Here is a 23,504-nt window from a genome sequence, read left to right on the forward strand (position 1 = left end):
TTCCTTTAGCGGCGGGCGGCGTACAACGCCTTCAGCCGGGTTACGGTGGCGGTAATGTCCGCTGCCCCCAAAATACCGCTGATCATGGCACAGCCGCTGGCCCCCAGTTCCAAAACCTGGGCGTACTGGTCCTCGTGGATGCCCCCAATGCCCACCACAGGAATCTGGACTGCGGCCACAATAGCCCGGAAAGTCTGGGCCGGCAGCAGTTTGGCGTCCTTTTTGCTGCCCGTAGGGTACAGGGCTCCTGCTCCCAGGTAGTCCGCACCCCGGCGCTGGGCCTCGGTGGCTTCCGCCACATTGTGGGCGGAGATGCCCACCACCGCGTCCGGTCCCAGTTCCTGCCGGGCCTTTTCGATGGCGGCGTCCTCCTGGCCCAAATGGACCCCGGCGGCGCCGATTTCCTTGGCCGCTGCAATATTATCGTCAATCAGCAGGGGTACCCCATAGCGGTCACACAGGGCTTTCACCCGTTTTCCCTTGGCCAGCAGTTCTTCCCAGGAGGCCTCCTTTTCCCGGAGCTGGACCAGGGTTACCCCGGCCTTCAGGGCTTCTTCCACGGCGGCGTAAAAATCCCGGCCCTTCAGGCAATGGGTATCCGTCACCAAATATACGCTGTAATCAATGATTTTCTTCGTCACGTTGTTCTTCCCCCCGAAATTTCTGCTGGAGCGTCAGGCCGTTTTCCTGGTATAGGGCATCCATCAGCCGGGCCCGGAAAGTTCCCGGTCCCGGGCAGTTCACCTGGGCCGCTTCCGCCGCCACGTTCATCAGGGTTAGCCCCCACAGGGCACCTGCCAGCGGCGACTCCGCCACGGCAATGCCGGCTCCCATAACGGTGCCGGTCATGCACCCTGCCCCGGTAATCCGGGAAAGCAGCGCCGACCCGTTCCGGGCATAGAGTATCCGTTTTCCGTCGCTGAGGGCGTCCACCGGACCGGTAATTACCGCCACACAATGATAGGTCCGAGCCAGGGCTTTGGCCAATAGGCCCGGCTGGGTTTCCAGTCCTGCGTCCACCCCTTTGCCCTTTCCCTGGCGCCAGTCCAAGAGAGCCCGGCCTTCGGCGCCGTTGCCCTTGAGCACCGTCACCCCGCCCTGCAAAAGTTTGAGGGCTGCCTGTTTCCGCCAGTCCACCGTCATGACCCCTACCGGGTCCAGGAGAATGGGCACCCCGCCTTCCCGGGCCGCCCCCATGGCTCTTTCCATGGCCTCATAATGGCTAGTGCTGAAGGTACCCAGGTTGCACACCAGGGCGTCCGCCCGGCGGGCTGCGGCTTCCACTTCTTCCGGGGCGTCCGTCATCATGGGCAGGGCTCCCAGGGCAAGGCCTGCATCAGCACAGAAGCCGGCGGTGACGTAATTGGTAATGTGGTGCAGCAGCGGCCGCCGCTCCCGGACCTGGCCGCTGATTACCGAAAACTCGGCCAGCAGGTCTTCCATCATTCCAGCCCGGCCTTCTTGAACATGGTTACAAAGTGATGGATGGGGCCGTGGCCGTGGCCCACCGGCAGACCGTTTTTGATGCCCAGGGCCACGTAGTCCTTGGCTTCCCGGACGGCCTGCTCCATCGTCATCCCGCTGGCCAGGTCCGCTGCCAAAGAAGAAGACAGGCTGCACCCTGTACCATGGGTGTTGGGGTTATCGTACCGGGGGCCGTCAAACCACTTGCCCCCGTCCCGGGTCAAAAGATAATCATCGGCCGTCTGGGCCAAATGGCCGCCCTTTAAGAGAACGCCCTTGGCGCCCTTTTCCAGGATGATGGCCGCCGCCTTTTCCATATCCGCCTTGCTGCGGATGGTCAGCCCGGACAGCACTTCCCCTTCCATCATGTTGGGGGTAATCAGGTCCGCCAGGGGCAGCAGGTCTTCGATCAAATCCGTCCGGGCGTCCTTTTCCAGCAGGTAGGCACCGGAGGTGGCTACCATCACCGGATCCACCACCAGGACCTTGGGCTTGTACTGGCGCATTTTTTCCGCAATGGTGCGGATAATGGGGGACGTGGAAACCATGCCGATTTTCACCCCGTCCACCCGGATGTCCGTGAATACCGCATCAATCTGGGCGGCCACCACTTCCGGGTCAATATTCTGGATGGCCGTAACGCCGGTGGTATTCTGGGCCGTTACGGAAGTAATCACACTCATGCCAAAGCAGCCATGGGCTGCAAACGATTTCAGGTCGGCCTGGATGCCGGCCCCGCCGGAAGAATCGGATCCGGCAATGGTTAATAAGTGAAACATCAGCGCGCCTCTTTTCCAAAAAAGAAGCGCCGCAGGAAAGGAAATCCATACAGCGCTTCTTTACCAGTTTCCTTTGATGCCAAGGAAGACAAATCTTATTTAACTTTCTTTACCATTTCTACCACATGGTCCACGGTAAAGCCAAACTTTTCGTAAACGGTCTTGCCCGGAGCGGAGGCTCCAAAGCGGTCAATGCCCAGCACCCGTTTCTCACTGCCGGTGTAGCGGGCCCAGCCCAGGCTGACCCCAGCTTCCAAAGCAATGACCGGCGTATCCTTGGGCAGGACCTTCTTCCGGTAGGCTTCGTCCTGGGCGTCGAACTTATCCCAGCTGGGCATGGAAACCACCGTTACGCCGATTTTTTCCTTGTCCAGGGCAGCCTGAGCGGCCAGGGCCAGATGTACTTCGCTGCCGGTAGCCAGCAGAATGGCTTTCACCTTGTCCCGGGGGGACGGGCTCAGCACATAGGCGCCTTTGGCGGCGTTCTTGGCAATCACCTTTGCATAGTCGTGGAGCACAGGCAGGTTCTGCCGGGTGAGCATCAGGCAGGTGGGCTGCTTGCGGTTTTCGCAGGCGGCTTTCCAGGCAACGGCCGTTTCCAGGGCGTCAGCCGGACGGAAAACGGATACGTTGGGAATCAGCCGCAGGCTCATGGTTTGCTCGATGGGTTCATGGGTAGGACCATCTTCCCCTACGAAAATGCTGTCATGGGTGAACACGAACATACTGCCGATACCCATCAGGGCGGCCATTCTTACAGCCGGGCGCATAAAGTCGGAGAACACCAGGAAGGTAGCGCCAAAGGGCAGGATGGCTCCGTGGAGGCACAGGCCGTTGACAATGCAGCCCATGGCGTGTTCCCGGATGCCGAAATGGATGTTCCGGCCGGTCCGGTCTTCTGCAGAGAAGAAGCCCTTGTTCTTCATTTCGGTCTTGTTGGAAGGACCCAGGTCAGCAGAACCGCCAATAAGCGCGGGCAGCTGGTCGGACAGGGTTTGCAGCAGGGTGCCGGAAGCACTGCGGGTAGCTACAGAAGTGGCATCCGCAAAGACCTTCATCAGCTCTTTCACATCCAGGTCCATTTTTCCGTTAATCCGGTCGGTAAGTTCCTGGGCCAGTTCCGGATAGGCCTTGGCGTAGTCGATAACCAGTTGGTTCCAGTCGGCTTCGTTCTTCTGGCAGTCCGGAATTTTGGCGTCAAAATGCGCCTTGACCTCATCAGGCACGTAGAAGAATTTGCTGCTGTCCCAGCCAGCGGCTTCCTTGGTTTTGGCCACATTGTCTTCGCCCAGGGGTTCGCCGTGGGCGCTGGCCATATCCTGCCGGGGGCTGCCAAACCCGATATGGGTCTTGACGATGATCAGGGACGGATGCTTGGTATCGGCCTTGGCTTCTTCCACGGCCTTTTGCAGGGCTTCCACGTCCTCGGAATTATCCACTCTCAGCACCTGCCAGCCGTAAGCGGCAAAGCGGGCGCCCACATTTTCCCGGAAAGCAATTTCCGTATTACCTTCAATGGTAATGTGGTTGTCATCGTACAAGAAAATCAATTTGCCCAAGCCCAGGGTACCAGCCAGGGAAGCAGCTTCAGAAGCCACCCCTTCCATCTGGTCCCCGTCGGAGGTAATGCCGAAGGTATAGTGGTCCACCACCGGGAAGTTTTCCTTGTTGTAGCGGGCAGCCAGCATTTCTTCTGCCATAGCCATACCCACTGCCATGGCAAAGCCGTGGCCCAGAGGACCGGTGGAAACGTCCACGCCGGCGGTAACGCCATATTCCGGATGGCCCGGAGTCCGGGAACCCCATTGCCGGAAGGCTTTCAGGTCTTCAATAGACAGGTCATAGCCAGCCACATGGAGCATAGCATACAAAAGTGCGCTGCCGTGGCCGGGAGACAGGACAAAACGGTCCCGGTTGAACCAGCTGGGGTTCTTGGGATTATATTTCATGAAGCGGTCCCAAAGGGTGTACATCAGGGGCGCGGTGCCCAGGGGCAGGCCCGGATGGCCGGAATTGGCGGCCTGAACTTCATCAATGGACAAAAAACGCAGGGTGTTGATACATTCTTGGTCAATATTTTTCATTTAGTTTGAACTCCCCCATGATTGGACAGATTGAAATACGGTGCAATTCATTTTGATTATAGGATATTTTTACCGTTTACGCAACACGTGGCACTTTTCAGAATTTTCTCCGTTTTCCAGGATTTTTCGGTCCAAACGCCAAAAAGCCGCCCCCTGTCCCGGTACAGCAGCGCTGCCGGCACAGAAAGCGGTTTTTCGGTTGTTGTTCACTATAAGAACAGCGGTTGTCCCGAAGCTCCTCCGGCCTGCCTGTTTTGGGCACGCCGGAGGATCCCCTGGCAGTCCAGGCCCCTACACCTGCAAACTGCCGCCTTCGTGACACTATTCTTATTCGCTAATGGTTAGGCTTTTTCCTGCTTACTTTCCGCAATAATTTTTTCTGCCAGTTTGGGCGGAACATCTTCGTAATGGTCGAACTTCATCTCGAAGGAGCCCGTGCCCTGGGTCAGGGCCCGCAGGTCCACGGCGTAGTCCAACACCTCGGCATAGGGAGCCTGGGCGTTGACGCAGGCCCGGCCATCTTCCAGGGTCTGCATGCCCAGAATCCGGCCCCGTTTGCCATTCAGGTCGGAAATCACGTCCCCGGTCATCCGTTCGTCGCAGTACACGTTCAGGTTATAATAGGGCTCCATAAGCACCGGCTTGGCCTGTTCGGCGGCCTTCTGGAAGGCCTGGTGGGAAGCCACCTTAAAGGCCATTTCCGAGGAGTCCACCGTATGGTAGGAACCGTCCAGCAGGCTGATTTTCAGGTCTACCACCGGATAGCCGGCCAGGATACCGTGTTTCATGGATTCCTTCATGCCCTTTTCCACCGCAGGAATATATTGATGGGGAATGGCCCCGCCAAAAATCTTATCCTCAAAGACGAAGCCGCTTCCCGGAGGCAGGGGTTCCATCTTGATGACCACATGGCCGTATTGGCCGTGGCCGCCAGTTTGTTTCTTGTACTTGCTTTCCGCGTCGGCGCTGCCCCGGATGGTTTCCCGGTATTCCACAATGGGCGCCTTCAGGTCAGCTTCCACACCGAATTTCCGCTGCATCCGTTCCATAATGATTTCCAGATGCTGGTCCCCCATGCCGCTGATCAGGGTTTCCTTGGTCACCGGGTTCCGGCTGACAATAATGGTAGGATCTTCTTCCGTCATCTTGGTCAGGGCGGAAGCAATCTTGTCCTCGTCCCCCTTCTTCTTGGGGTAGATGGCCCGGCTGTACATGGGCAGCGGGAAATCAATGGGCGGGAACAGGACCGGCACATTGGGGTCGCTCAGGGTATCCCCGGTAGCCGTAAATTGCAGGCGGGAGAGCACCCCAATATCCCCGGCCACAATCTGGTCCATGGGAATCTGGGTCTTGCCCCGGAGGGTAAAGATACCCGTCACCTTTTCGTTTTCTTCCCGGCTGGCGTTGTACACGGTGCTGTCCTTCTTGATGGTGCTGGAGAACACCCGGACAAAGCTGAGCCGGCCCACAAAGGGATCGGAGGTGGTCTTGAACACCAGGGCTGCCATGGCTGCGTTGGAGTCCTTGATTTCTTCTTCGCCGGTCTTAACATCCTTTACAATGAAGTCGTTCAAAATGGCCGGGAAGGTGTAGTCCACCACGGCGTTCAGGCAGCGGCCCAGACCGATGTTCTTATAGGCGGAACCGCAGAGCACCGGGAAAATCATTCCTTGGCGGATGCCCTTTACCAGGCAGCGCATAATGTCCTCGTCCGAAATGTCTTCCCCGTTCAGGTACCGTTCCATTACCGCATCATCGGCTTCCACCGCAGCTTCCACCATCTTGCTGTGGGCGTCTTCCACCCAGGCCTTCATATCGTCCGGCACTTCGATTTCGTCCGCTCCGTTGCCGTTGCCCCGATAGGCCTTCATATTGAACACGTCAATGACGCCGCAGAAATTTTCTTCCTTGCCCAGGGGCAGTTCCAGGGGCAGTACTTCCTTGCCGATCTTGGCCCGCAGGTTGTTCAGGATATTGTCGTAGTCCGCGTTTTCCCGGTCCATCTTGTTGACGAAAATCAGCCGGGGCAGCCCCGCTTCTTCCGCCAGTTTCCAGCATTGCTCCGTGCCAATCTGGACACCGCTGGTGGCGCTGACCACAATCAGCACGCTGTCCACAGCCCGGAAAGCACCCTTTACCTCGGCTACAAAGTCGGCAAAGCCCGGGGTATCAATGAAATTGATCTTCACGTCCCGCCATTCCACCGGGGCCAAGGTGGCGCTGACAGAAACGCCCCGCTTGATTTCTTCCGGTTCAAAGTCCGTGGTGGTCTGGCCGTCTTCCACCTTGCACATCCGGCTGATGGACCCGCTGCGATACAGCAGTGCTTCCGTCAGGGAAGTGGTCCCGGCTCCGCCGTGTCCCACGATTGCTACGTTTCTGATTTTATCGCCTGTATACTCTTTCACAATAAGCCCCCCTTAATCGGTAATCACAAACATCTGATGACTTTTTTCGGGTGCAGTGGGCCCTTTTCCTGCAAAGACCGGGTAAAGTTCTGAATTTTCTTCAAATAACAGGAATTTTTGTAAGGAAAGATACACAAAAAAGTTTTTCGGTAAACAAAAAAGCCCTCCAGCAGCAGTTCTGCCAGAGGACGTTCTTCAGGCTTTGGGCTTTTTGTGCCGTTTGTATTGGACATAGAGCAGGGTGCCGTAGGCCAGCACCACCAGGGTGGTGAGAATGGCCAACCGGTGCATATGCTCATGAAAGTTGACGATATCGTGGCCCACCACCACTTCCAAAAAGGTGGAGGGAAATTTTCCGAGAAAAGTGGCAATCACATAATCCCGCAGGCTCATCCGGCTGATGGCCCCCAGGCAGGTAAGAATCCCCGACGGAAAATAGGGCAGAGTCCTGGCCAGGGCCATGACCACCAGGCCTTTGTCGCTGCTCATGTCATCGATTTTCTTCAGGTTGTTGCTTTTGATAATGACCTTTTCTGCTGTGGCCCGGAGAAAGTAGCGCATAATCAGAAAGGAAATGATTACGCCCACGGACTCCGCCGCCCAGGAAATGGTAATGCCAATGGGCAGGCCAAACACCACTCCGTTGGCAGTAGACATGAAAATGGAGGGCAGAAAGCCCGCCGCATTGATGAACACGTCCAGGAAAAAGCTGATGACAATGGCCCAGGGGCCATAGGAACGGAGAAAGCACACGGCTTCTTCCATGTCCCCGCCTTTCACCAGGTGGAACACGTGGCCATAAAAGGTGGGGTCAAGCACATTGATGAGATACAGCAGCAGAACCAGGGCTGCAAAGGCAATGAATTTAAAAACCCGGGCTTCACAGTGGTCCTTGCTTTTATTCTTTTGAGGTAGGGTACTGGGATCTTGGTCTGGGGTCATAAGCGCCTGCTTTCTAGGGTCAGGTTGTGCAGGGCCAAAGGCGCCTGCAAGGAAGGTGGCTGTGCATTTATAGGCGAAGGCTGCCGCCTAGGCATTGAAAATCCGGTCAAAACGTCCGTCAAACTGGGTGGTGGCCGCAGCATTTTCCACAAAAGCCGCCGTCTCGGGGTCGTGCATGGCCCAAAGGGCTGCTTTCCGGGCTTCCACCAAAGTATCTGCATCTCGTAGTATATCAGCTATATAAAGGTCCGACAACCCATGTTGACGCAGTCCGAAGAATTGGCCAGCGCCCCGGAGCTCCAGGTCCTTTTCTGCCAGGAGAAAGCCGTCGCTGCAGGTGCGCATAATCTGGAGCCGTTCCAGGGTCACCGGATTCTGGGAAGCCGTCAGCAGCACGCAGTAGGATTGGGCGCTGCCCCGGCCTACCCGGCCCCGGAGCTGGTGCATTTGGGCCAGGCCGAACCGGTCCGCACCCTCGATAATCATCAGGGTGGCGTTGGGTACGTTCACCCCTACCTCCACCACCGTGGTGGTAATCAGCACCTTGGTTTTGCCCTTGACGAAGTCCTCCATCACCTGGTCCTTTTCCTCCGCCTTCAGCCGGCCGTGGAGCAGACCGCAGGGAATCCCCTTGAGATAGGTCTGGGTCAACTCGTCGTAGAGCTCCGAGGCGGCCTTGGCGTCCACCCCTTCCGATTCCTCAATCAGAGGACACACCACGTAGCCCTGGTGGCCCTGCCGGATCTGGTGAATCAGCCCCTTGTAGACCCCGGGGCGCATATCTTCGGTATAGCACAGGGTCTGGACGGGTTTACGGCCCGGGGGCAGCCCCTTCATCAGGGAAACGTCCAAATCCCCGTACACCGTCAGGGCCAGGGTCCGGGGAATGGGGGTGGCCGTCATGATCAGCACATGGGGCGCCGCCGTGGACTTGTCCTGGAGCTTGGCCCGCTGGGCCACCCCAAACCGGTGCTGCTCGTCGGTGATGACCAGAGCCAGGGACTGGAACACCACTGCGTCCTGAATCAGGGCGTAGGTGCCCACCACCGCCTGGATGCTGCCGTCCGCCAGGCCTTCCAGCACTTCCCGGCGCTGCTTGGCGCTCAGGCTGCCGGTAAGCAGGGCCGTATGGATGCCCGCCGGTTCCAGCACCTTCTGCATTTCCTTGTAGTGCTGCTCTGCCAGGATTTCCGTAGGCGCCATCAGGCAGGTCTGGTAGCCATTTTCCACGGCCTTGGCCATGGCCAGAAGGGCCAGCGCCGTTTTGCCGGAGCCTACATCCCCCTGGACCAGCCGGTTCATGGGTTCCGTGCCCTGCATATCGTCGTCAATTTCCTGCCAGGCCTTTTTCTGGCTGGCGGTCAGCTCAAACCCCAGGTTGTGCTTCACCTGGAGCCACAGCTTTCCGTTGGGGCTCATTTTGATGCCGCTGTTTTCCTGTTTGATTTTCGTCCGGTGGTGCAGCAGCCCGCACTGGAGAAAGAACAGTTCCTCAAAAACAAAGCGCCGGGTAGCCTCGTCCAGGCGTTTGGGAGAACTGGGAAAATGGATGTTCCGCAGGGCTTCGTAGCGACCCAGAAAATGGTATTTCTCCATAATGGGCGCCGGCAGGCACTCGGGCAGTTCCTTTTTGGCCAAAGCCAGGGCCTGCTTTACGGCGCTGCGCACCTGGTTCTGGCTCAGGCCGCCGGTGAGGGCATAGGTGGGCAAAATCCCAGGCGCCGCCTGCTGCTCCTCCTTTACCGCCGACAGGGAAGCATTGGTCACGCTTTTGGCCGTGCGGCCCTGGGTCACCTTGCCGATGACCAGTACCTCCTCCCCGTTTTTCAAAAACCGCACCCCGTACACCTGGGGTCCGAACAGCATCACTTCCGCAAAGCCCGTGTCGTCCCCTACGGTAACCGTGGCGTATTTCATATTCCGGGCGCTGCGCCGCTGGTTCAGCCGGACAATCCGTCCCTTGAACAGCTGCATTTCCCCGTCCGTGGTCAATTCCTTGATGGTTTTTACATGGGAATAGTCCAGGTAGCAGCCCTGCCGGGGAAAATGGTTCAGCAGATCCCCAATGGTTTGTATGTTCAAGTTTTCGAATTCCAGGGCTTTTTTGGGCCCGATGCCTTTTAATTTGGTAATGGGTTCCTGCCACCACATCTTTTTTCTCTCCTCTTGCTGAAAATATACTTGCATAAAACTAAGCGTATATGTTAGAATAGATACACTGATTTAAAAAAATGTAAAGCATTGCCTTATAACTAGAAGGAGGTGGGACCATGGCATGCATCTGTGAAATCTGCAACAAAGGTGAGCTGTCCGGTAACAACGTCAGCCATTCCAATAGACATGTAAAACGTTCTTGGGAACCTAACGTACAAAAGGTTAAAGCGGTGGTAGACGGTGAAGTAAAAAGCATCAACGTTTGCACTCGCTGCTTACGTTCCGGCAAGGTAACCCGCGCCATCTAAGCTATAAAGCTGAGGGATCAGTTGTCATTGACAACTGGTCCTTTTTTGTTGCGCAGTTTGGGCTGCGCCTACCCTTCTGCCCTAGTCCAGCTTCTGCCCGCAGTAGGGGCAAAAGGCCATGCCCACTGCCACGGCCTGACCGCACCGGCTGCAGATCCGCTGGTGCAGATAGGCGTCCACCTTCTGCTGGAACAGCTCCATGAACTGCTTGGTTTCCCGGTTTTGGGGCGTCAGGCTGTACACCTCCAGGTGTTTTTTGTGGATGTCCACAATCACCTGGCAGCCCTCCTCCAGCGGCTGCACCGCAAACGTCACGAATTTCCGCTTGGGCCGGCCAAACAGAAAGCTTTTTTCTTCCGTCAGCAGGGACCCAGAAAACAGATGCTGCTGATCGTCCTGGCTTTCTGCCTCAATGCCCATATCGGCAATGACCATAAGCCCCAGCTGCCAGGCAGCCTCCAGGGGAATCTGAAAAGCCTGCTGCACAAAACTGCCGCCGCTGCCATTTACACGCATATTCCTACTCCTTTATACCAGCTGATAGGGAACGCCGTTCCCTGTTTTTCTTTCCCATACCCTGAAAACAGGGCTATCTTTATAATTCTACCATTTTTAGGACGCTTTGTCAGCAGTCCCCTTCCCTGCCCCTTCTTACGCAAAAAGACTTCCTGGCGCTCCTTACGGAGTTCCAGGAAGTCTTTTTTGTCTAAACTTACAGAGCAGCTTTTCTGGACAGGTTCATCCGGCCCTTGCTGTCGATTTCCACCAGTTTCACGACGATTTCGTCGCCGACGCTGACCACGTCTTCCACCTTTTCCACCCGTTCCTTGGCCAGTTGGGAAATGTGTACCAGACCTTCACGGCCGGGCATGAATTCCACAAATGCGCCGAAGTTCATGATGCGGGTTACCTTACCGGTGTAGATCTTGCCCACTTCCGGTTCAGCAGTAATGCCTTTGATGGTGGCAATGGCCTTGTCAGCAGATTCGGAGTTCACGGCTGCAATGTAAACAGTACCATCGTCTTCGATATCGATCTTGGCACCCGTTTCTTCCACAATCTTCTTGATTACCTTGCCCCCAGGTCCAATGATATCTTTGATCTTGTCCGGGTTCACCTTCAGGGTGGTAATCTTGGGAGCGTACTTCTTCAGTTCCTTGCGGGGTTCGGAGATGCATTCCAGCATCTTGCCCAGGATGAAGGCACGGCCTTTTTTGGCTTGGGCCAGGGCTTGCTGGAAGATTTCCTTGTTGATGCCGTCAATCTTGATATCCATCTGGATGGCGGTAATGCCTTTGGCAGTACCAGCAACCTTAAAGTCCATATCGCCCAGCGCATCTTCCAGCCCTTGGATATCGGTGAGGATGGTGAAGTGTTCGCCTTCCTTGACCAGACCCATGGCTACGCCGGAAACCGGAGCCTTAATGGGCACGCCGGCATCCATCAGGGACAGGGTGCTGGCGCAGACGCTGGCCATGGAGGAGGAACCGTTGGATTCCAGCACTTCAGATACCAGCCGAATGGTGTACGGGAATTCTTCTTCAGAAGGGATTACCGGCAGCAGACCCCGTTCTGCCAGGGCGCCGTGACCAATTTCCCGTCTGCCCGGGGAACGCAGGGGTTTGGTTTCGCCTACGCTGTAGGGCGGGAAGTTGTAGTGATGGATGTACCGTTTTACCAGTTCGGTACCCAGTCCGTCCAAGGTCTGGGCTTCCCGCAGGGGAGCCAGAGCCAGGCAGTTCAGTACCTGGGTCTGTCCACGGGTGAACAGGCTGCAGCCATGAGGCCGAGCCAGAAGACCTACTTCACAGCTGATGGGACGTACTTCATCCAAAGCACGGCCATCGGGACGAATCTTGTCCACGGAAATGGTATGGCGCACTACCGCTTTGATGAGCTTTTGGGTAATGTAGGCTACATCTACGGCGTTGTCCGGATACAGTTCGCTGAAATGTTCAGCGATTTCCATTTTTACTTCATCCACCATTTTTTCCCGATGGAGCTTGTCCGCATCCATCAGGGCAGCCTTCAGTTTGTCTTCGCCGTACAGGCGGATTTCTTCCACCAGTTCAGCAGGAGGCGTGTAAACGGGCACTTCCATCTTGGGTTTGCCCACTTCAGCCTGAATTTTTTCTTGGAATTCAACCAGTTTCTTGATTTCCCCATGGGCGAACCAAATGGCGTCCAGCATGGTTTCTTCAGAAACTTCCTTGGCACCAGCTTCTACCATCAAAATGGCATCCTTGGTACCAGCCACACACAGGTTCATTTCGCTGACCGCAGCCTGTTCTACCGTGGGGTTCACGATGAACTGGCCATCAATCAGGCCCACCCGAACACCTGCAATGGGGCCTTCGAAGGGAATATCGGAAATGGACAGGGCGCAGGAAGCACCAATCATAGCCGGAATGTCCGGAGCATTGTCGGGATCCACGGAAACGGCAGTGGCCACAATCTGTACGTCGTTGTGGTAGCCTTCCGGGAACATGGGACGAATGGGGCGGTCAATCAGACGGGAAGTCAGGATGGCCGTTTCTGCCGGGCGTCCTTCTCTCCGTAAAAAGCCTCCGGGAATCTTGCCCACGGCGTACATCTTTTCTTCAAAGTCCACCGTCAGCGGGAAAAAGTCAACGCCTTCCCGAGGGGTATCCGTCCCGGTGACGGCCACTACTACAGCCGTATCGCCGTAACGCACCAATACAGAACCATTGGCCTGCTTGGCAATTTTGCCGGTTTCAATCGTGAGAGTTCTTCCTCCCAGGTCCGTGCTAAATGTATGCATCCTCTGCATCCTCCTTATGTTACACTCTTGACATGTATGTAAAATATTATACTACAGAAGTTGGAAAAACTACAATAAAAATCCCAGAAAGGTTCCCCCAGCAGTTGTGAAAAAGCCTGCACCCTGGGCGCCAGCGGCAGCACCAGAATGCAGGTGTACTTATTTGGGTATTTGGTTTTTCCCAGGGTTCTGCGGCAACTAGTCCGGGCCTACTCCAGCAGGGCTTTCACCAGGGCCGGCACCTTGGCAAAATCTTCTTCCGCCGGGTTCCACTGAGATCTCACTTCCGGCTCTACCACCTTAAAGCCAGCGTCCTTCAGTTTTTCCTTGAGGATCTTGACGCTTTCCCCGCTCCAGCCATAGCAGCCAAACGCAGCGCCTTTCTTGTTCTTGAATTTCAGCTGCTTCAGGAAGGCCAGCCAGCCGGAAACGCTGGAGAGAATGTCGTTGCTCACCGTGGGAAAGCCTACGGCAATGGCCTTGGATTTGAATACTTCCGTCATCACTTCGTTCTTGTCCGACTTGGCAATGTTGAACAGCTTCACCACCGTATCCGGGCTCTGGCGGGCAATTTCCCGGGCGATTTCGTGGGCAAGCTTGGTAGTACCTTCCCACATGGTATCGTAGGCAATGGTCACCCGGTTTTCCTGGTACTGGGCAGCCCACTGGCCGTATTTCTCCACAATCTGCAGAGGGTTGTCCCGCCAAATGGCCCCATGGGCAGGGGCAATCATATCAATCTGGATGCCCAGGCCGGCAATTTCCTTCAGCTTGTTGGTCACCAGCGGAGAGAAGGGATTCAGAATGTTGGCGTAGTATTTCATGGCTTCCTTCATCAGGAGGCATTGGTTGGCTTTGTCATTGAACATTTCTTCTACGGCAAAGTGCTGGCCAAAGGCGTCCATGGAAAACAGGATGTTGTCCCCAGTGAGATAGGTGGCCATGGAATCCGGCCAGTGGAGCATTTTCATTTCCACGAAAATCAGTTTCTTGCCATTTCCCACGTCCAGGGAATCCCCGGTTTTCACCACGTGGAAATCCCAGCCCCGGTCTCCGTATTGGCCCTTGATGCTGTTTACGGCATTGGCGGTGCAGTAGATGGGCGTTCCAGGAATTTCTTCCATCAGGGCCGTCAGCGCCCCGGAATGGTCCACTTCCCCATGGTTCATGACGATAAAGTCAATCTTGTGAAGGTTCACGGCCTTTTTCAGGCTTTCCACGAATTCGAACCGATGGGGCGCCCACACCGTATCCACCAGCACGGTCTTTTCTTCTTCAATCAGATAGGCATTTTGGCTGGAACCATTCATGATGGAATAATCGTCCCCGTGGAAATGTTCCAGTTCCCAGTCGATATAGCCTACCCAGCTGACATTGTTTTTTACCTGCTTTTTCATACTGCTCTCCTCCTAAATCCTCTTACCTGCTGCCATTATAAAACGCTTATCAATACGCCCTATCATACGGGATTTCTTGTTTTTCTGCAATCAGTATAGTACACTGAAACTATTATTTATGTTGGAAAACAAACAAACATGGAGGAATTATGGAAGATTACACAAAAAAGCTCCAAAATCACGCCCTGTTTAAAGGCATCAAGCCGGAAGAAAGCAAAATTTTAATGGGCTGCCTGGGCCCCCGGCACTGCCGGAAAAAAGCCGATGAATACATTCTCCGGGCCGGGGAACCCACCCAGGAAATGGGCCTGGTGCTGTCCGGCTCCGTCATAGCCATCCAGGAAGACCTGTGGGGCCACCGCCATATTATGACCCGGATTGGCGCCGGGGATATTTTCGCCGAGCCCTTTGCCGCCGTACCGGGCAGTCTGCTGAATGCCAGCGTAGTGGCCGCAGAGGACTGCGAACTGCTGTTTCTGAACGTCAGCCGGCTGCTCACCTCCTGCCAGGCTGCCTGCGCTTTCCACAACCGGCTGATTCAAAACCTGGTAGCCATTTTGGGCCGCAAGACCATGGTTTTCAACGAAAAGCTCACCCATCTCAGCAAACGGACCACCCGGGAAAAACTCCTGTCCTACCTGTCCTCCCAGGTCCTCCAAAAGGGCAGCCTATCCTTTGCCATCCCCTACGACCGGCAGCAGCTGGCGGATTATCTCTGCGTAGAACGGGCCGCCATGTCCACCGAACTGTCCAAGCTGCAAAAAGAAGGCATCCTCCAGTACCACAAAAACCATTTCGTCCTGAAAAAGCTGGAGGAGGAATAGCCGCCAGTTGGCCCCACCGCCCACAAAAAGACCCCAGAGCCGTTTTGGTTCTGGGGTTCTTTTTTGTTATTCCTTTTAGAAGTGGTACTGGGCGCCCACACTGAACTGGGTGCCTTTCTGCTTGCCGATCCATTGGGTAACGCGTACATCGGCGCTCCAGGGATTTTCCTTGCTGGCCTTGCTGATCCAGCCCAGTTCCACCATACCGCTGCTGCCCTTCACATCGGGGCTCAGGGTATGCATATCGTGGTAGGCTGCCCGGGCACTGCTGCCGAACTCGTAGTCCCAGGCCAGGCCGCCATACAGGCTCTGGCTGCTTCCATAATTCCGGGTCCAGCGGGTGCCAATCCGGCTGCGGTAGGAGTTCACGCTGTCGAATTCGTAGGGTGCACTGCCCAGGCTGCTGTGCAGGTGGGTTTCCGCACTGTTCATATGGGTGTAGAAGAACCGGGCGTATACGTCCAGGCTATCCTTGTCCGTCAGCTGGAACTCCCGGCCGGTGCCCATATGGGCCGCCGTATACGTATGATCCAGGTCATAGCTGGCCCGGTAGCCTGCAATAACGCCGCTGTAGTCCCCCTGGGTGTGCCCCACCCGGAAGCTGCCTTCGGTGTACAGGCCGTTGGCGTTCTCCTGGCGTGCCAGGAGGCCGGCCCCGTAGTACGTATTCTGTCCATCTCCCCGGGTACCGTCGTCCAGGTGGCTGGTATAATTGCCATTGCCATATTCCACAAAGGGCATGATAAGGGCGGTATGCTGCCCGCTCTTTAGCTGCCGGGCAAAACCCAGCTCGGCGTTCATGCCATGGTTTTTCACATAGGAACCGGTTTCGTACCGCAGGCTGCTGGCGCCCATTGCCGCAAACAGCTGGTACTCCCCGCTGCCGTCCTGGTTCTGGCCGGCCAGCAGGCTTTGGTTCACCATAAAGTCCCCGGCATTGTTCAGCATACCCAGGGCTGCTTCCTGGGTTTCCACCAGGCTCTTGGTCTGGGCGTTCAAATGGGGGCCCGCCGGTTGGCTGGAATTGCCATTATCGGTGCTGCCGTTAATGCGCTGGCCGCCCAGGATGGCCGTAATGCTGTCCGCGGTATATTCCAGGGACAGATTTCTTTGGGCAAAGCCCGCATCGGTCAGGAGGCCGTACGCAGCCGTGTCCACCCCGGTAATGCCGTTGCTGTCGGTGAGCAGGGTAATCTCCGCCCCTTCAGGCAGGGTAGTGGCATCGGCAATCCCCGCCTTCACGGAGGCACCGGTAATATCTGCGGTGCCTGTAACGGTGAGCAGGGTGGCATTGGCTGCCGCATCAGCAGGAATGTAGAAATTGAGGTTTTGGAAATTGCTGAGGCCGGCGACGGTATTGCCCGTGGTATAGACGTTCAGGGTATTGTCGCTGCTGCTCAGGCTTTCGGCAGTGGCCGCTTCCGCAGCCGTTACAGCCAGAAGGGAAACACCCGTTTCTGCCGCCGCAGCGGTGACGCCGTAGCCGCCGTTCAGGCTGGCCGCCGTGAGATCGCCGCCGTAGACGTTGACCGTGTTGCCGCTGGCTGTCCCGTTATTCGTATAGCCGCCATAAACCGTACCGCTGACCGTGCCGCCCTTCAGGGTGACGACATTTTGCGTGGCGTCGCCGCTGTCCGTATAACCGCCGTAGACACTGCCGGTGACAGTCCCCTGGTTGACGGTGACCGTGTTTTCGCTGGCCAGGCCCTGGGTCGTATAGCCGCCGTAGAGACTCGTCGTGCTGGTTGTCCCAGTTTGCGCCAGAGCCAGGAGGCGCAGGCCGTGCAGGGTGGTCGTGCCAGTTGTGGTTGTGCCCAGAGTACCGCCGTTGATGACGACGTGGTTGCCAATGGCCGAGCCGTCGGTGGTGGCCCCGCCATAGACGCTGCCGCTGACCGTACCGGCCTCGACGGTAACGCTGTTGCCGCCGTCCGCCGTGCCCACGTCGCCGCTGGTGCTCTGGCCGCCGTAAACGCTGCCCGAGACCGTTGCGGTGGTGGTATTTCCTGTGGTATCGGTGGCCGCCTTGAGGGTGACGCTGTTGCCAGTGGCTGTGCCGCTGGCCGTAGCTGCGCCGTAGACACTGCCGCTGACAGTCCCTGCGGCCAGGGTGACGCTGTTGCCCCCGCTGGTGGTGCCCACGTTGCCGCTTTCGGTTTGGGCGCCGTAAACATTGCCCGTGACGGTGCTGGTGGTAATCGTGCCGTCTGAGGTGGTTCCCGTGGTCAGGGCCACCTGGTTGCCGGTAATGCTGCCGCTGGTGGTATAGCCGCCGCTGACGCCGCCTACGGTGCCGCCGCTGACGGTGACGCTGTTGTGGGATACGGCTTCTACGACGCTCAGGCCATTGGTGCTGTCGTTGTAGCCGCCGTAAACCGTCGTTTCTATGTCGCCGCCGGTGACACTAACCGTGTTGCCGCTGGTGTCGCCTAGGTAATCCGTTTGGAAGGTATCGTACTTCTGGGTTTTGGAGTCAGTTTGGGAAGTGATTTCCACATTGGCTGCTGTACCAATGGTGAGCAGAACCGACTTGCCGTCAGCGCCCCTCATGAGGGTAAAGCCGCTGGTGGCAAAACCCGCATCCACCAGGTTGCCAAAGGTGACGCTGTCGAGGCCTTTGAGCGTATCCGCTGTGAGGAGGTTGATGAGCGTCGTGCCTGTGTAGTCGTTGATATTGGCCACAGCGGCGCTGATGACGGAATCCGTCACGTCCGCCGTGCCCGTCACGGTGAGCATGGTACTGCCCGCTGCGGTGGCTGCCGGAACGTAGAAATTGATATTCTGGAAACTGCCCAGGTTTTGGACGGTATTCCCTACGGTGTAGACGTTTAAGGTATTGTTGGAAACGGAACTGCCGGAGCCGCCGTAAAGGCTGGCGCCAGACACATCCGTACTGTACAGGTTGATGACGTTGCCCTCCACGGAACCGTTTTCGGTGTAGCCGCCATAGATGACGCCGGAGACCGTACCGCCCAGGAGGTTCAGCGTATTGTTATTGATGGTGCCGTAATCGTCACTGTCACTATAACCGCCGTAAATACCCTTTGTCAGGGTGCCGCCGTTTACAGTCACCGTATTGAACGTAGCCGCACTGCCCTTAGCGCCGTAGACCGTTCCGGCAATAGTCCCGCTGTTTACCGTGACTGCGTTATTATAGGCAGTCCTACTGACGCTGGCGCCCAGGACCTCACCGGTGATTGCAGGACCGGCTGTGCCGTCCGCGCCAAGGGTAACCAGATTGCCGGAGGCTCTCCTCCCGTAAGCGCCTGTGACGGAGCCGTTCAGGGTCCCTGCTGCAATCGTAACCGTGTTATTGTTTACAGCCTCGCTGTCGCTATAGGCGCCGTACACGTCTCCCAGGCTGCCTCCCGTAACAGTGACTTGGTTTTCCCCAGTATCGTAGAGGTAGCTCTTTTTAAAATCCCCATAAGAGGCAGTAAGGCCGTGGGTGGTAATCGTCACGTCATCGCCGGGCAAAGGCCCATTGGGGTCCGTGCCGAGGGTGAGGTACACGGCTGTGCCGCCAGCGTCCTTGGAAAGGTAGAAACTGGTCGTCGCAAAGCCCGCGTCCGTCAAGGTGCCCAGGGCCGCACTCTTTAGGCCTGTAATGCCCTGTGCGTCCGTCAGAAGCGTAATGACGTCGCCGTCTGTGAGCTGCGTCAGGTCTGAAATACCGGCCTGGATGGCAGCGTCCGTTACGTCGGCCGAACCTGTGATGGTGAGCATGGTGTCGCCCTTTACGGCCGTAGCTGGCACGTAGAAATTCAGGTTCTGGAAGCCGCCCAGATTTTGGACCGTATTGCCTACGGTGTAGACGTTCAGGGTATTATTATCAACGGAACCGCCATAGCCGCCGTAGAGGCTGGCACCGGACACGTCCGTGCTGTACAGGTTGATCACGTTGCTGCCCACAGAGCCATTTTCCGAGTAGCCACCATAGATGTTCCCGCTTACGGTACCGGCGTTCAGGTTGATGACGTTTTCGTCGACAGAGCCGCCGCTGGTGCTGTAACCGCCGTAGATGCCGTTGGTAATAGAGCCGCCGTTTACAGCGATGGTGCTCTGAGTGACCGTTGCGGCCTGGCCGCCGTAGACTGCGCCGCCCACAGAGCCGCTAGAAACAGTGACCGTGTTGCCGCTGGTAATGCCCGTACCGTCATAGGCGTAGAGATCCCCTGTAATGGTCGGTCCGTCCGTACCTGCTGCACCGAGGGTGACCGTATTATTCGTACCGCTGCTGCCGCCAAAGGCGCCGTAGACGGACGCGTCCACCGTGCCCGCAGAGACAGCGACCGTATTATCTGAGGTCTCGACCCCACTGGCGTAAGCGCCGTAGAGATTCGTTGCAAAAGTACTGCCCGTAATCGTAACCGTGTTGCCCTTCGTATTGGCGAGATACTCCGTGTCGTAGTCCGGATAGGCCGAGGTCAGGCCATTGGTCACGATAGACACATAATCGGTGGGCTTTGTGCCAATGGTCAGGATGATGGAGTTCCCGTCCTTACTCTTGGTGAGATAATAGCCCGTCTGGGCAAAGCCGCTGTCCGTGAGAGTGCCTACGGCAGCAGATTTCAGGCCCGTCAGGCCATTATCGTCCGTCAGGAGCGTGATGACCGTGCCTTCTGTGTAACCTGTCAGGTCTGCAATGCCCGCTTTAATGGCCGTGTTCGTGATATCCGCTGTACCTGTGACGGTAAGCATGGTGGCATCGGCCGTGGTCTTGGCCGTATCGGGGATATAGAAATTGATATTCTGGAAATTGCCGATATTCGCCACACTGTTGCCCAGGGTATAGACGTTCAGGGTGTTATTGGTAAATTCAGAGCCCGTGCCGCCGCCCCCGTAGAGGCTGGCACCGGACACGTCCGTGCTGTACAGGTTGATCGTGTTGCCGCTGGCTGAGCCGCTTTCGGAGCTGCCGGCGTAGACGCTCCCCTTGACAGTGCTGCCCTGGAGGTTTACCGTATTGGAACCTACGGAAGCGCTTACCCCGTAGGCGCCATAGACGTCGCCGGTGACGGTGCCGCCCGAGAGGGTGACCGTGTTATTATCCACAACGCCGCCATTGCTATTACTGCTATAGGCGCCGTAGATATTGCCTACAGAGCCGCCGCTGACCGTAACCGTATTGTACGTTGCCGTATCGGTCTTGGCACCGTAGATCGTGCCGCCTACAGAGCCGCTGGCTACGCTCACTGCGTCAAAGCTGGACACCCCGGTGCCGTCATAGGCGTAAACATTTCCTGTAATGGTTGGCCCGTCCGTGCCGCTGGTGCCCAGAGTGACGATATTGCTGCCGCCGCCTGTACCGCCGGAGGCGCCGTAGACCGAGGCCTGCACCGTACCGGCCGTGATGGTAACCTTATTGTCGCCTGTGTCGCCGCTGGTGGCCTTGGCGCCATAGATGTCCCCGGCAAAGGTGCCGCCTGTAAGGGTGACGCTGTTTTGCTGCTGGCTGGAAAGATAGTCCGTCTGGTAATCCGGATACGACGCCGTATTGCCATTCGTGACGATGGTAACGTAATCCGTCGGTTTCTCGCCAATGGTGAGGACGATGGCTTTGCCATCCCGGGACTTGGTGAGATAGAAACCTGCCTGGGCAAAACCCGCATCCGTAATGGTGCCTACCATGGCACTGGTAAGGCCCGTAAGCCCATTGGCATCCGTCAGGAGCGTGATCACCGTGCCGTCCGCATAGCCTGTCAGGTCTTCTATGCCCGCCTTAATGGCTGTATTCGTGATGTCTGCGGTATCCGTGACGGTGAGCATCGTAGCGTTTTCTGTGCTTTTGGCCGTATCGGGAATATAGAAATTGATATTCTGGAAGCCGCCCAGGTTCACCACACTGTTGCCCAAGGTATAGACGTTCAGGGTATTGGTGTCCATGCCCGAGCCCGTTCCGGCCGCGCCGTAAAGGCTGGCGCCCGATACGTCGGTACCTTTCAGGTTGATGTTATTGTCGCCCAGGGAGCCGTTTTCGGAATAGCCGCCGTAAATAGCGCCGGAGACTTTGCCGCCCAGGAGGTTCAGCGTGTTGCTATTGATGGCACCGTTGGCATCACTGGTGCTGTAGGCGCCGTAGATGCCGCCTGTGATGGTACCGCCGTTTACGGTAATGGTATTGTAGGTCGCCGTATTGCTCTTGGCGCCGTAGACCGTGCCATTAATGGTGCCGCTGTTTACGGTAACTTCGTTAAAATAGGTCGTCCCCGTACCGCTGTCACCCAGAACATCGCCTGTGATGGACGGGCCGTCTGTACCGACTGCGCCGATACTGACCTTGTTGCTGGTACCACCGTCGCCGCCATAGCTGCCATAGATGGAGCTGGTATAGGTGCCGCTCTTGACGGTAACCACGTTATCGGCGGCACTAGTCAGGTAGCTGGTCTGATAATCTCCGTAGGACGCAGTGGTGCCGCCTGTGGTAATTTCTACGGCATCGCCTGCCACCGGTGTCACGTCGCCGGAATCACTGGAGCCGGAATTTCCCGAATCGGAACCACTGCCGGAGCCGGAATCACCGGAGCCAGAGCCGCTGTCGTCCGTTTTCGTGCCGATGGTCAGGGTAACCGCATGGTTGTCTGTCGTCTTAGACAGATAAAACCCGGTCTGGGCAAAGCCTGCATCTGTCAGGGTGCCAAAGGTGACGCCATCAAGCCCAATAATACCGTTACTGTCCGTCAGAAGGGTAATGACCTGATTCGTCGTAAAAGCATCGATATTTTCCACGCCAGCACTGATGGTGCTGCCGGTCACATCGGCCTTCCCCGTAACAGTCAGCATGGTAGCATTGGCCGTCGTGGCAGCCGTGGCAGGAACATAGAAATTGAGATTCTGGAAGGCGCCCAGATTCACCACACTGTTGCCCAAGGTATAGACGTTCAAGGTGTTGTTTCCTCTGCCGGTGGCGCCGACACCGCCATAGAGGCTGGCGTCAGTGAGTGTGCCGCCGTAGAGGTTGATTGTGTTGCTGTTGGTCTCGCCCTCTGTGGAGTAACCGCCGTAAATATCACCGGTGATGGTACCACCTTTGATGGTGATAGTATTATTTTCAGCGATGCCGCTGCTGTAGCCGCCGTAGATCCCCTGATCGATGGTGCCGCCATTTACGGTCAGCGTATTTTGCGTAGCCAAGCTCCCCCAGCTGCCATAGACGGTACCTTTCACCTCGCCGCTGTTAATGGTAAGGCCATTGGCATAGGCCCACCCGGACGTGCCATAGGACCCATAAAGAGAGCCGCCAATAGACGGACCGATAGTGCTGCCCTCGGTGCCCAGGGTAACCGAACTGCCGGAGCCGCCAGCTCCATAGCTGCCGTACACATTCCCTTTTACCGTACCCCGGTCAATTTCTACACTGTTGCTGCCGACATCCCCTTGTTCCGAATAGCCGCCGTAAACAGAGCCGCCAATGGAAATATCGCCGGTATTGCTTGCATCCGTGCCTACATAGACGTGGTTATTATTTGCGGTACCGCTTTGGGCATAGCCGCCATAGACGTTTCCCTGTACGGTGCCGTCATGGATGGTTACCGTGCTGTAGGTCGCTATATCCGGGTCATAGGTGCCGTACAGGTTTTCCGTGACGGTACCATTATTTAAGGTAACCGTATTGGAGTCCGAGTAGCTGCCGCCGGAGGTACCCATACCACCGTAGGCAGAGCCGGTAATAGTGGTGGCTAGAGTGACCGACCCAATGGTCAGGTTATTGCTTTCCACCCCGTCGCCAGTGGCCGCATACACAGGACCGGTCTGGTCCGCTGTGACCGTTAGGTCCGCAGCCAAGGCCCTACCAGGAATGGCCAGTCCCCCAGCCAAAATCCCCAGCAGCAATACTTTTGTCAGTTCTTGTTTTCTCCCATTCACTGCAAGCTGTTTCATAATAGATTTTTCATTTTCCCCTTTACTTCAGAGCCCTGGACTTCTGCTGCAGGCTTCCTGTACCCTGCACAAAAAGCACCACCCCATTCAGAATTCCAGCAGCTATTTCAACAAATGTGCGTCAAAGCCATAAAATGACGGCCAAAACCTTTTTAGGGGATTTTGCATCATCTTAGTTGGATTTGAAAGTATTCTGTACTGCTTGTACCCGGTCTGATAGCAGCCAGGCTGAGTTTGATTGCGACTGCGCAGCTTCGTTTGCCTTTTCTTGCAAGGACAAAACGAAGACAATACACGCCCTCCTTTTTATAAAAGTTAATATTTGTATAATAATAATTATTATTTATTTTATATCGTTTATTATATCATAGTTTGCTTACTACAAATTGCGTATAAGTATATTCTTATGAATCTTAGGCATTGGCCTATGCCCATAGTGCATAAGCACTACAGAATTTCTATACTCCTGCACGCATCCAAA

At 56.4% G+C, this 23,504-nt stretch carries 13 protein-coding genes; 2 read left to right on the forward strand and 11 right to left on the reverse strand.

The window, feature by feature from the left end; genetic code table 11:
* Positions 1-5 precede the first annotated feature (5 nt).
* The 7 genes from thiE to recG all read right to left on the reverse strand — a co-directional run bounded on the left by thiE (position 6) and on the right by recG (position 9,864).
* A complete protein-coding gene (thiE, locus tag C7E10_RS04520; protein ID WP_105326165.1) occupies positions 6-641 on the reverse strand; it encodes a thiamine phosphate synthase in 636 nt (211 codons plus the stop codon).
* Positions 622-1,446, reverse strand: a complete 825-nt coding sequence (thiM, locus tag C7E10_RS04525) for a hydroxyethylthiazole kinase (protein WP_231085955.1) — start codon at positions 1,444-1,446, stop codon at positions 622-624. Before thiM ends, thiE begins: the two co-directional genes overlap by 20 nt.
* Entirely contained in the window at positions 1,443-2,243 is an 801-nt protein-coding gene (thiD, locus tag C7E10_RS04530; protein WP_105326166.1) for a bifunctional hydroxymethylpyrimidine kinase/phosphomethylpyrimidine kinase, read from the reverse strand. The genes thiM and thiD overlap by 4 nt, the downstream gene beginning before the upstream one ends.
* A 95-nt stretch (positions 2,244-2,338) precedes the next feature.
* Positions 2,339-4,327 (reverse strand): transketolase, encoded by a 1,989-nt coding sequence (gene tkt, locus C7E10_RS04535; RefSeq protein ID WP_105326167.1) that lies wholly within the window; start codon positions 4,325-4,327, stop codon positions 2,339-2,341.
* Positions 4,328-4,668: 341 nt separating this feature from the next.
* Positions 4,669-6,735 (reverse strand): elongation factor G, encoded by a 2,067-nt coding sequence (gene fusA / locus C7E10_RS04540; protein WP_105326168.1) that lies wholly within the window; start codon positions 6,733-6,735, stop codon positions 4,669-4,671.
* A 195-nt stretch (positions 6,736-6,930) separates the two neighbouring features.
* Complete coding sequence (locus C7E10_RS04545; RefSeq protein ID WP_105326169.1) at positions 6,931-7,677, reverse strand: TVP38/TMEM64 family protein; 747 nt, start codon at positions 7,675-7,677, stop codon at positions 6,931-6,933.
* An 87-nt stretch (positions 7,678-7,764) separates the two neighbouring features.
* A complete protein-coding gene (gene recG, locus C7E10_RS04550) occupies positions 7,765-9,864 on the reverse strand; it encodes an ATP-dependent DNA helicase RecG (RefSeq protein WP_255668045.1) in 2,100 nt (699 codons plus the stop codon).
* Positions 9,865-9,947: 83 nt separating this feature from the next.
* On the opposite strand from recG, the gene rpmB reads away from it, so the two are divergent.
* The gene (rpmB, locus tag C7E10_RS04555) at positions 9,948-10,139 is read left to right on the forward strand and encodes a 50S ribosomal protein L28 (RefSeq protein WP_105326171.1); all 192 of its coding nucleotides are present in this window, start codon (positions 9,948-9,950) and stop codon (positions 10,137-10,139) included.
* 81 nt (positions 10,140-10,220) lie between these two features.
* Here the strand turns inward: rpmB and C7E10_RS04560 are convergent, their stop codons facing one another.
* The 3 genes from C7E10_RS04560 to C7E10_RS04570 all read right to left on the reverse strand — a co-directional run bounded on the left by C7E10_RS04560 (position 10,221) and on the right by C7E10_RS04570 (position 14,318).
* Positions 10,221-10,655 carry a zinc ribbon domain-containing protein gene (locus C7E10_RS04560; RefSeq protein WP_105326172.1) on the reverse strand — a complete coding sequence of 145 codons (435 nt, stop codon included), beginning with the start codon at positions 10,653-10,655 and terminating at the stop codon, positions 10,221-10,223.
* 196 nt (positions 10,656-10,851) lie between these two features.
* A complete protein-coding gene (locus tag C7E10_RS04565; protein ID WP_105326173.1) occupies positions 10,852-12,921 on the reverse strand; it encodes a polyribonucleotide nucleotidyltransferase in 2,070 nt (689 codons plus the stop codon).
* 209 nt (positions 12,922-13,130) lie between these two features.
* On the reverse strand, positions 13,131-14,318 hold the full coding sequence (locus tag C7E10_RS04570; protein WP_105326174.1) for an oxygen-binding di-iron domain-containing protein: 1,188 nt from the start codon (positions 14,316-14,318) through the stop codon (positions 13,131-13,133).
* Between the two features lie 149 nt (positions 14,319-14,467).
* On the opposite strand from C7E10_RS04570, the gene C7E10_RS04575 reads away from it, so the two are divergent.
* The gene (locus tag C7E10_RS04575) at positions 14,468-15,142 is read left to right on the forward strand and encodes a Crp/Fnr family transcriptional regulator (protein WP_105326175.1); all 675 of its coding nucleotides are present in this window, start codon (positions 14,468-14,470) and stop codon (positions 15,140-15,142) included.
* 75 nt (positions 15,143-15,217) lie between these two features.
* On the opposite strand, the gene C7E10_RS04580 is transcribed toward C7E10_RS04575, so the two are convergent.
* Positions 15,218-23,023, reverse strand: a complete 7,806-nt coding sequence (locus C7E10_RS04580; protein WP_105326176.1) for a hypothetical protein — start codon at positions 23,021-23,023, stop codon at positions 15,218-15,220.
* Positions 23,024-23,504: the final 481 nt, after the last annotated feature.

This window comes from Acidaminococcus hominis, from assembly GCF_900291475.1.
Classification (GTDB): domain Bacteria; phylum Bacillota; class Negativicutes; order Acidaminococcales; family Acidaminococcaceae; genus Acidaminococcus; species Acidaminococcus hominis.

Excerpts from the sequence above, each read along its gene's own strand:
- thiM (WP_231085955.1), bottom strand. The coding sequence starts at position 1,446 with ATGATGGAAGACCTGCTGGCCGAGTTTTCGGTAATCAGCGGCCAGGTC.
- thiD (WP_105326166.1), bottom strand. The coding sequence starts at position 2,243 with ATGTTTCACTTATTAACCATTGCCGGATCCGATTCTTCCGGCGGGGCC.
- tkt (WP_105326167.1), bottom strand. The coding sequence starts at position 4,327 with ATGAAAAATATTGACCAAGAATGTATCAACACCCTGCGTTTTTTGTCC.
- C7E10_RS04545 (WP_105326169.1), bottom strand. The coding sequence starts at position 7,677 with ATGACCCCAGACCAAGATCCCAGTACCCTACCTCAAAAGAATAAAAGC.
- recG (WP_255668045.1), bottom strand. The coding sequence starts at position 9,864 with ATGCAAGTATATTTTCAGCAAGAGGAGAGAAAAAAGATGTGGTGGCAG.
- rpmB (WP_105326171.1), top strand. The coding sequence starts at position 9,948 with ATGGCATGCATCTGTGAAATCTGCAACAAAGGTGAGCTGTCCGGTAAC.
- C7E10_RS04560 (WP_105326172.1), bottom strand. The coding sequence starts at position 10,655 with ATGCGTGTAAATGGCAGCGGCGGCAGTTTTGTGCAGCAGGCTTTTCAG.
- C7E10_RS04565 (WP_105326173.1), bottom strand. The coding sequence starts at position 12,921 with ATGCATACATTTAGCACGGACCTGGGAGGAAGAACTCTCACGATTGAA.
- C7E10_RS04570 (WP_105326174.1), bottom strand. The coding sequence starts at position 14,318 with ATGAAAAAGCAGGTAAAAAACAATGTCAGCTGGGTAGGCTATATCGAC.
- C7E10_RS04575 (WP_105326175.1), top strand. The coding sequence starts at position 14,468 with ATGGAAGATTACACAAAAAAGCTCCAAAATCACGCCCTGTTTAAAGGC.
- C7E10_RS04580 (WP_105326176.1), bottom strand. The coding sequence starts at position 23,023 with ATGAAACAGCTTGCAGTGAATGGGAGAAAACAAGAACTGACAAAAGTA.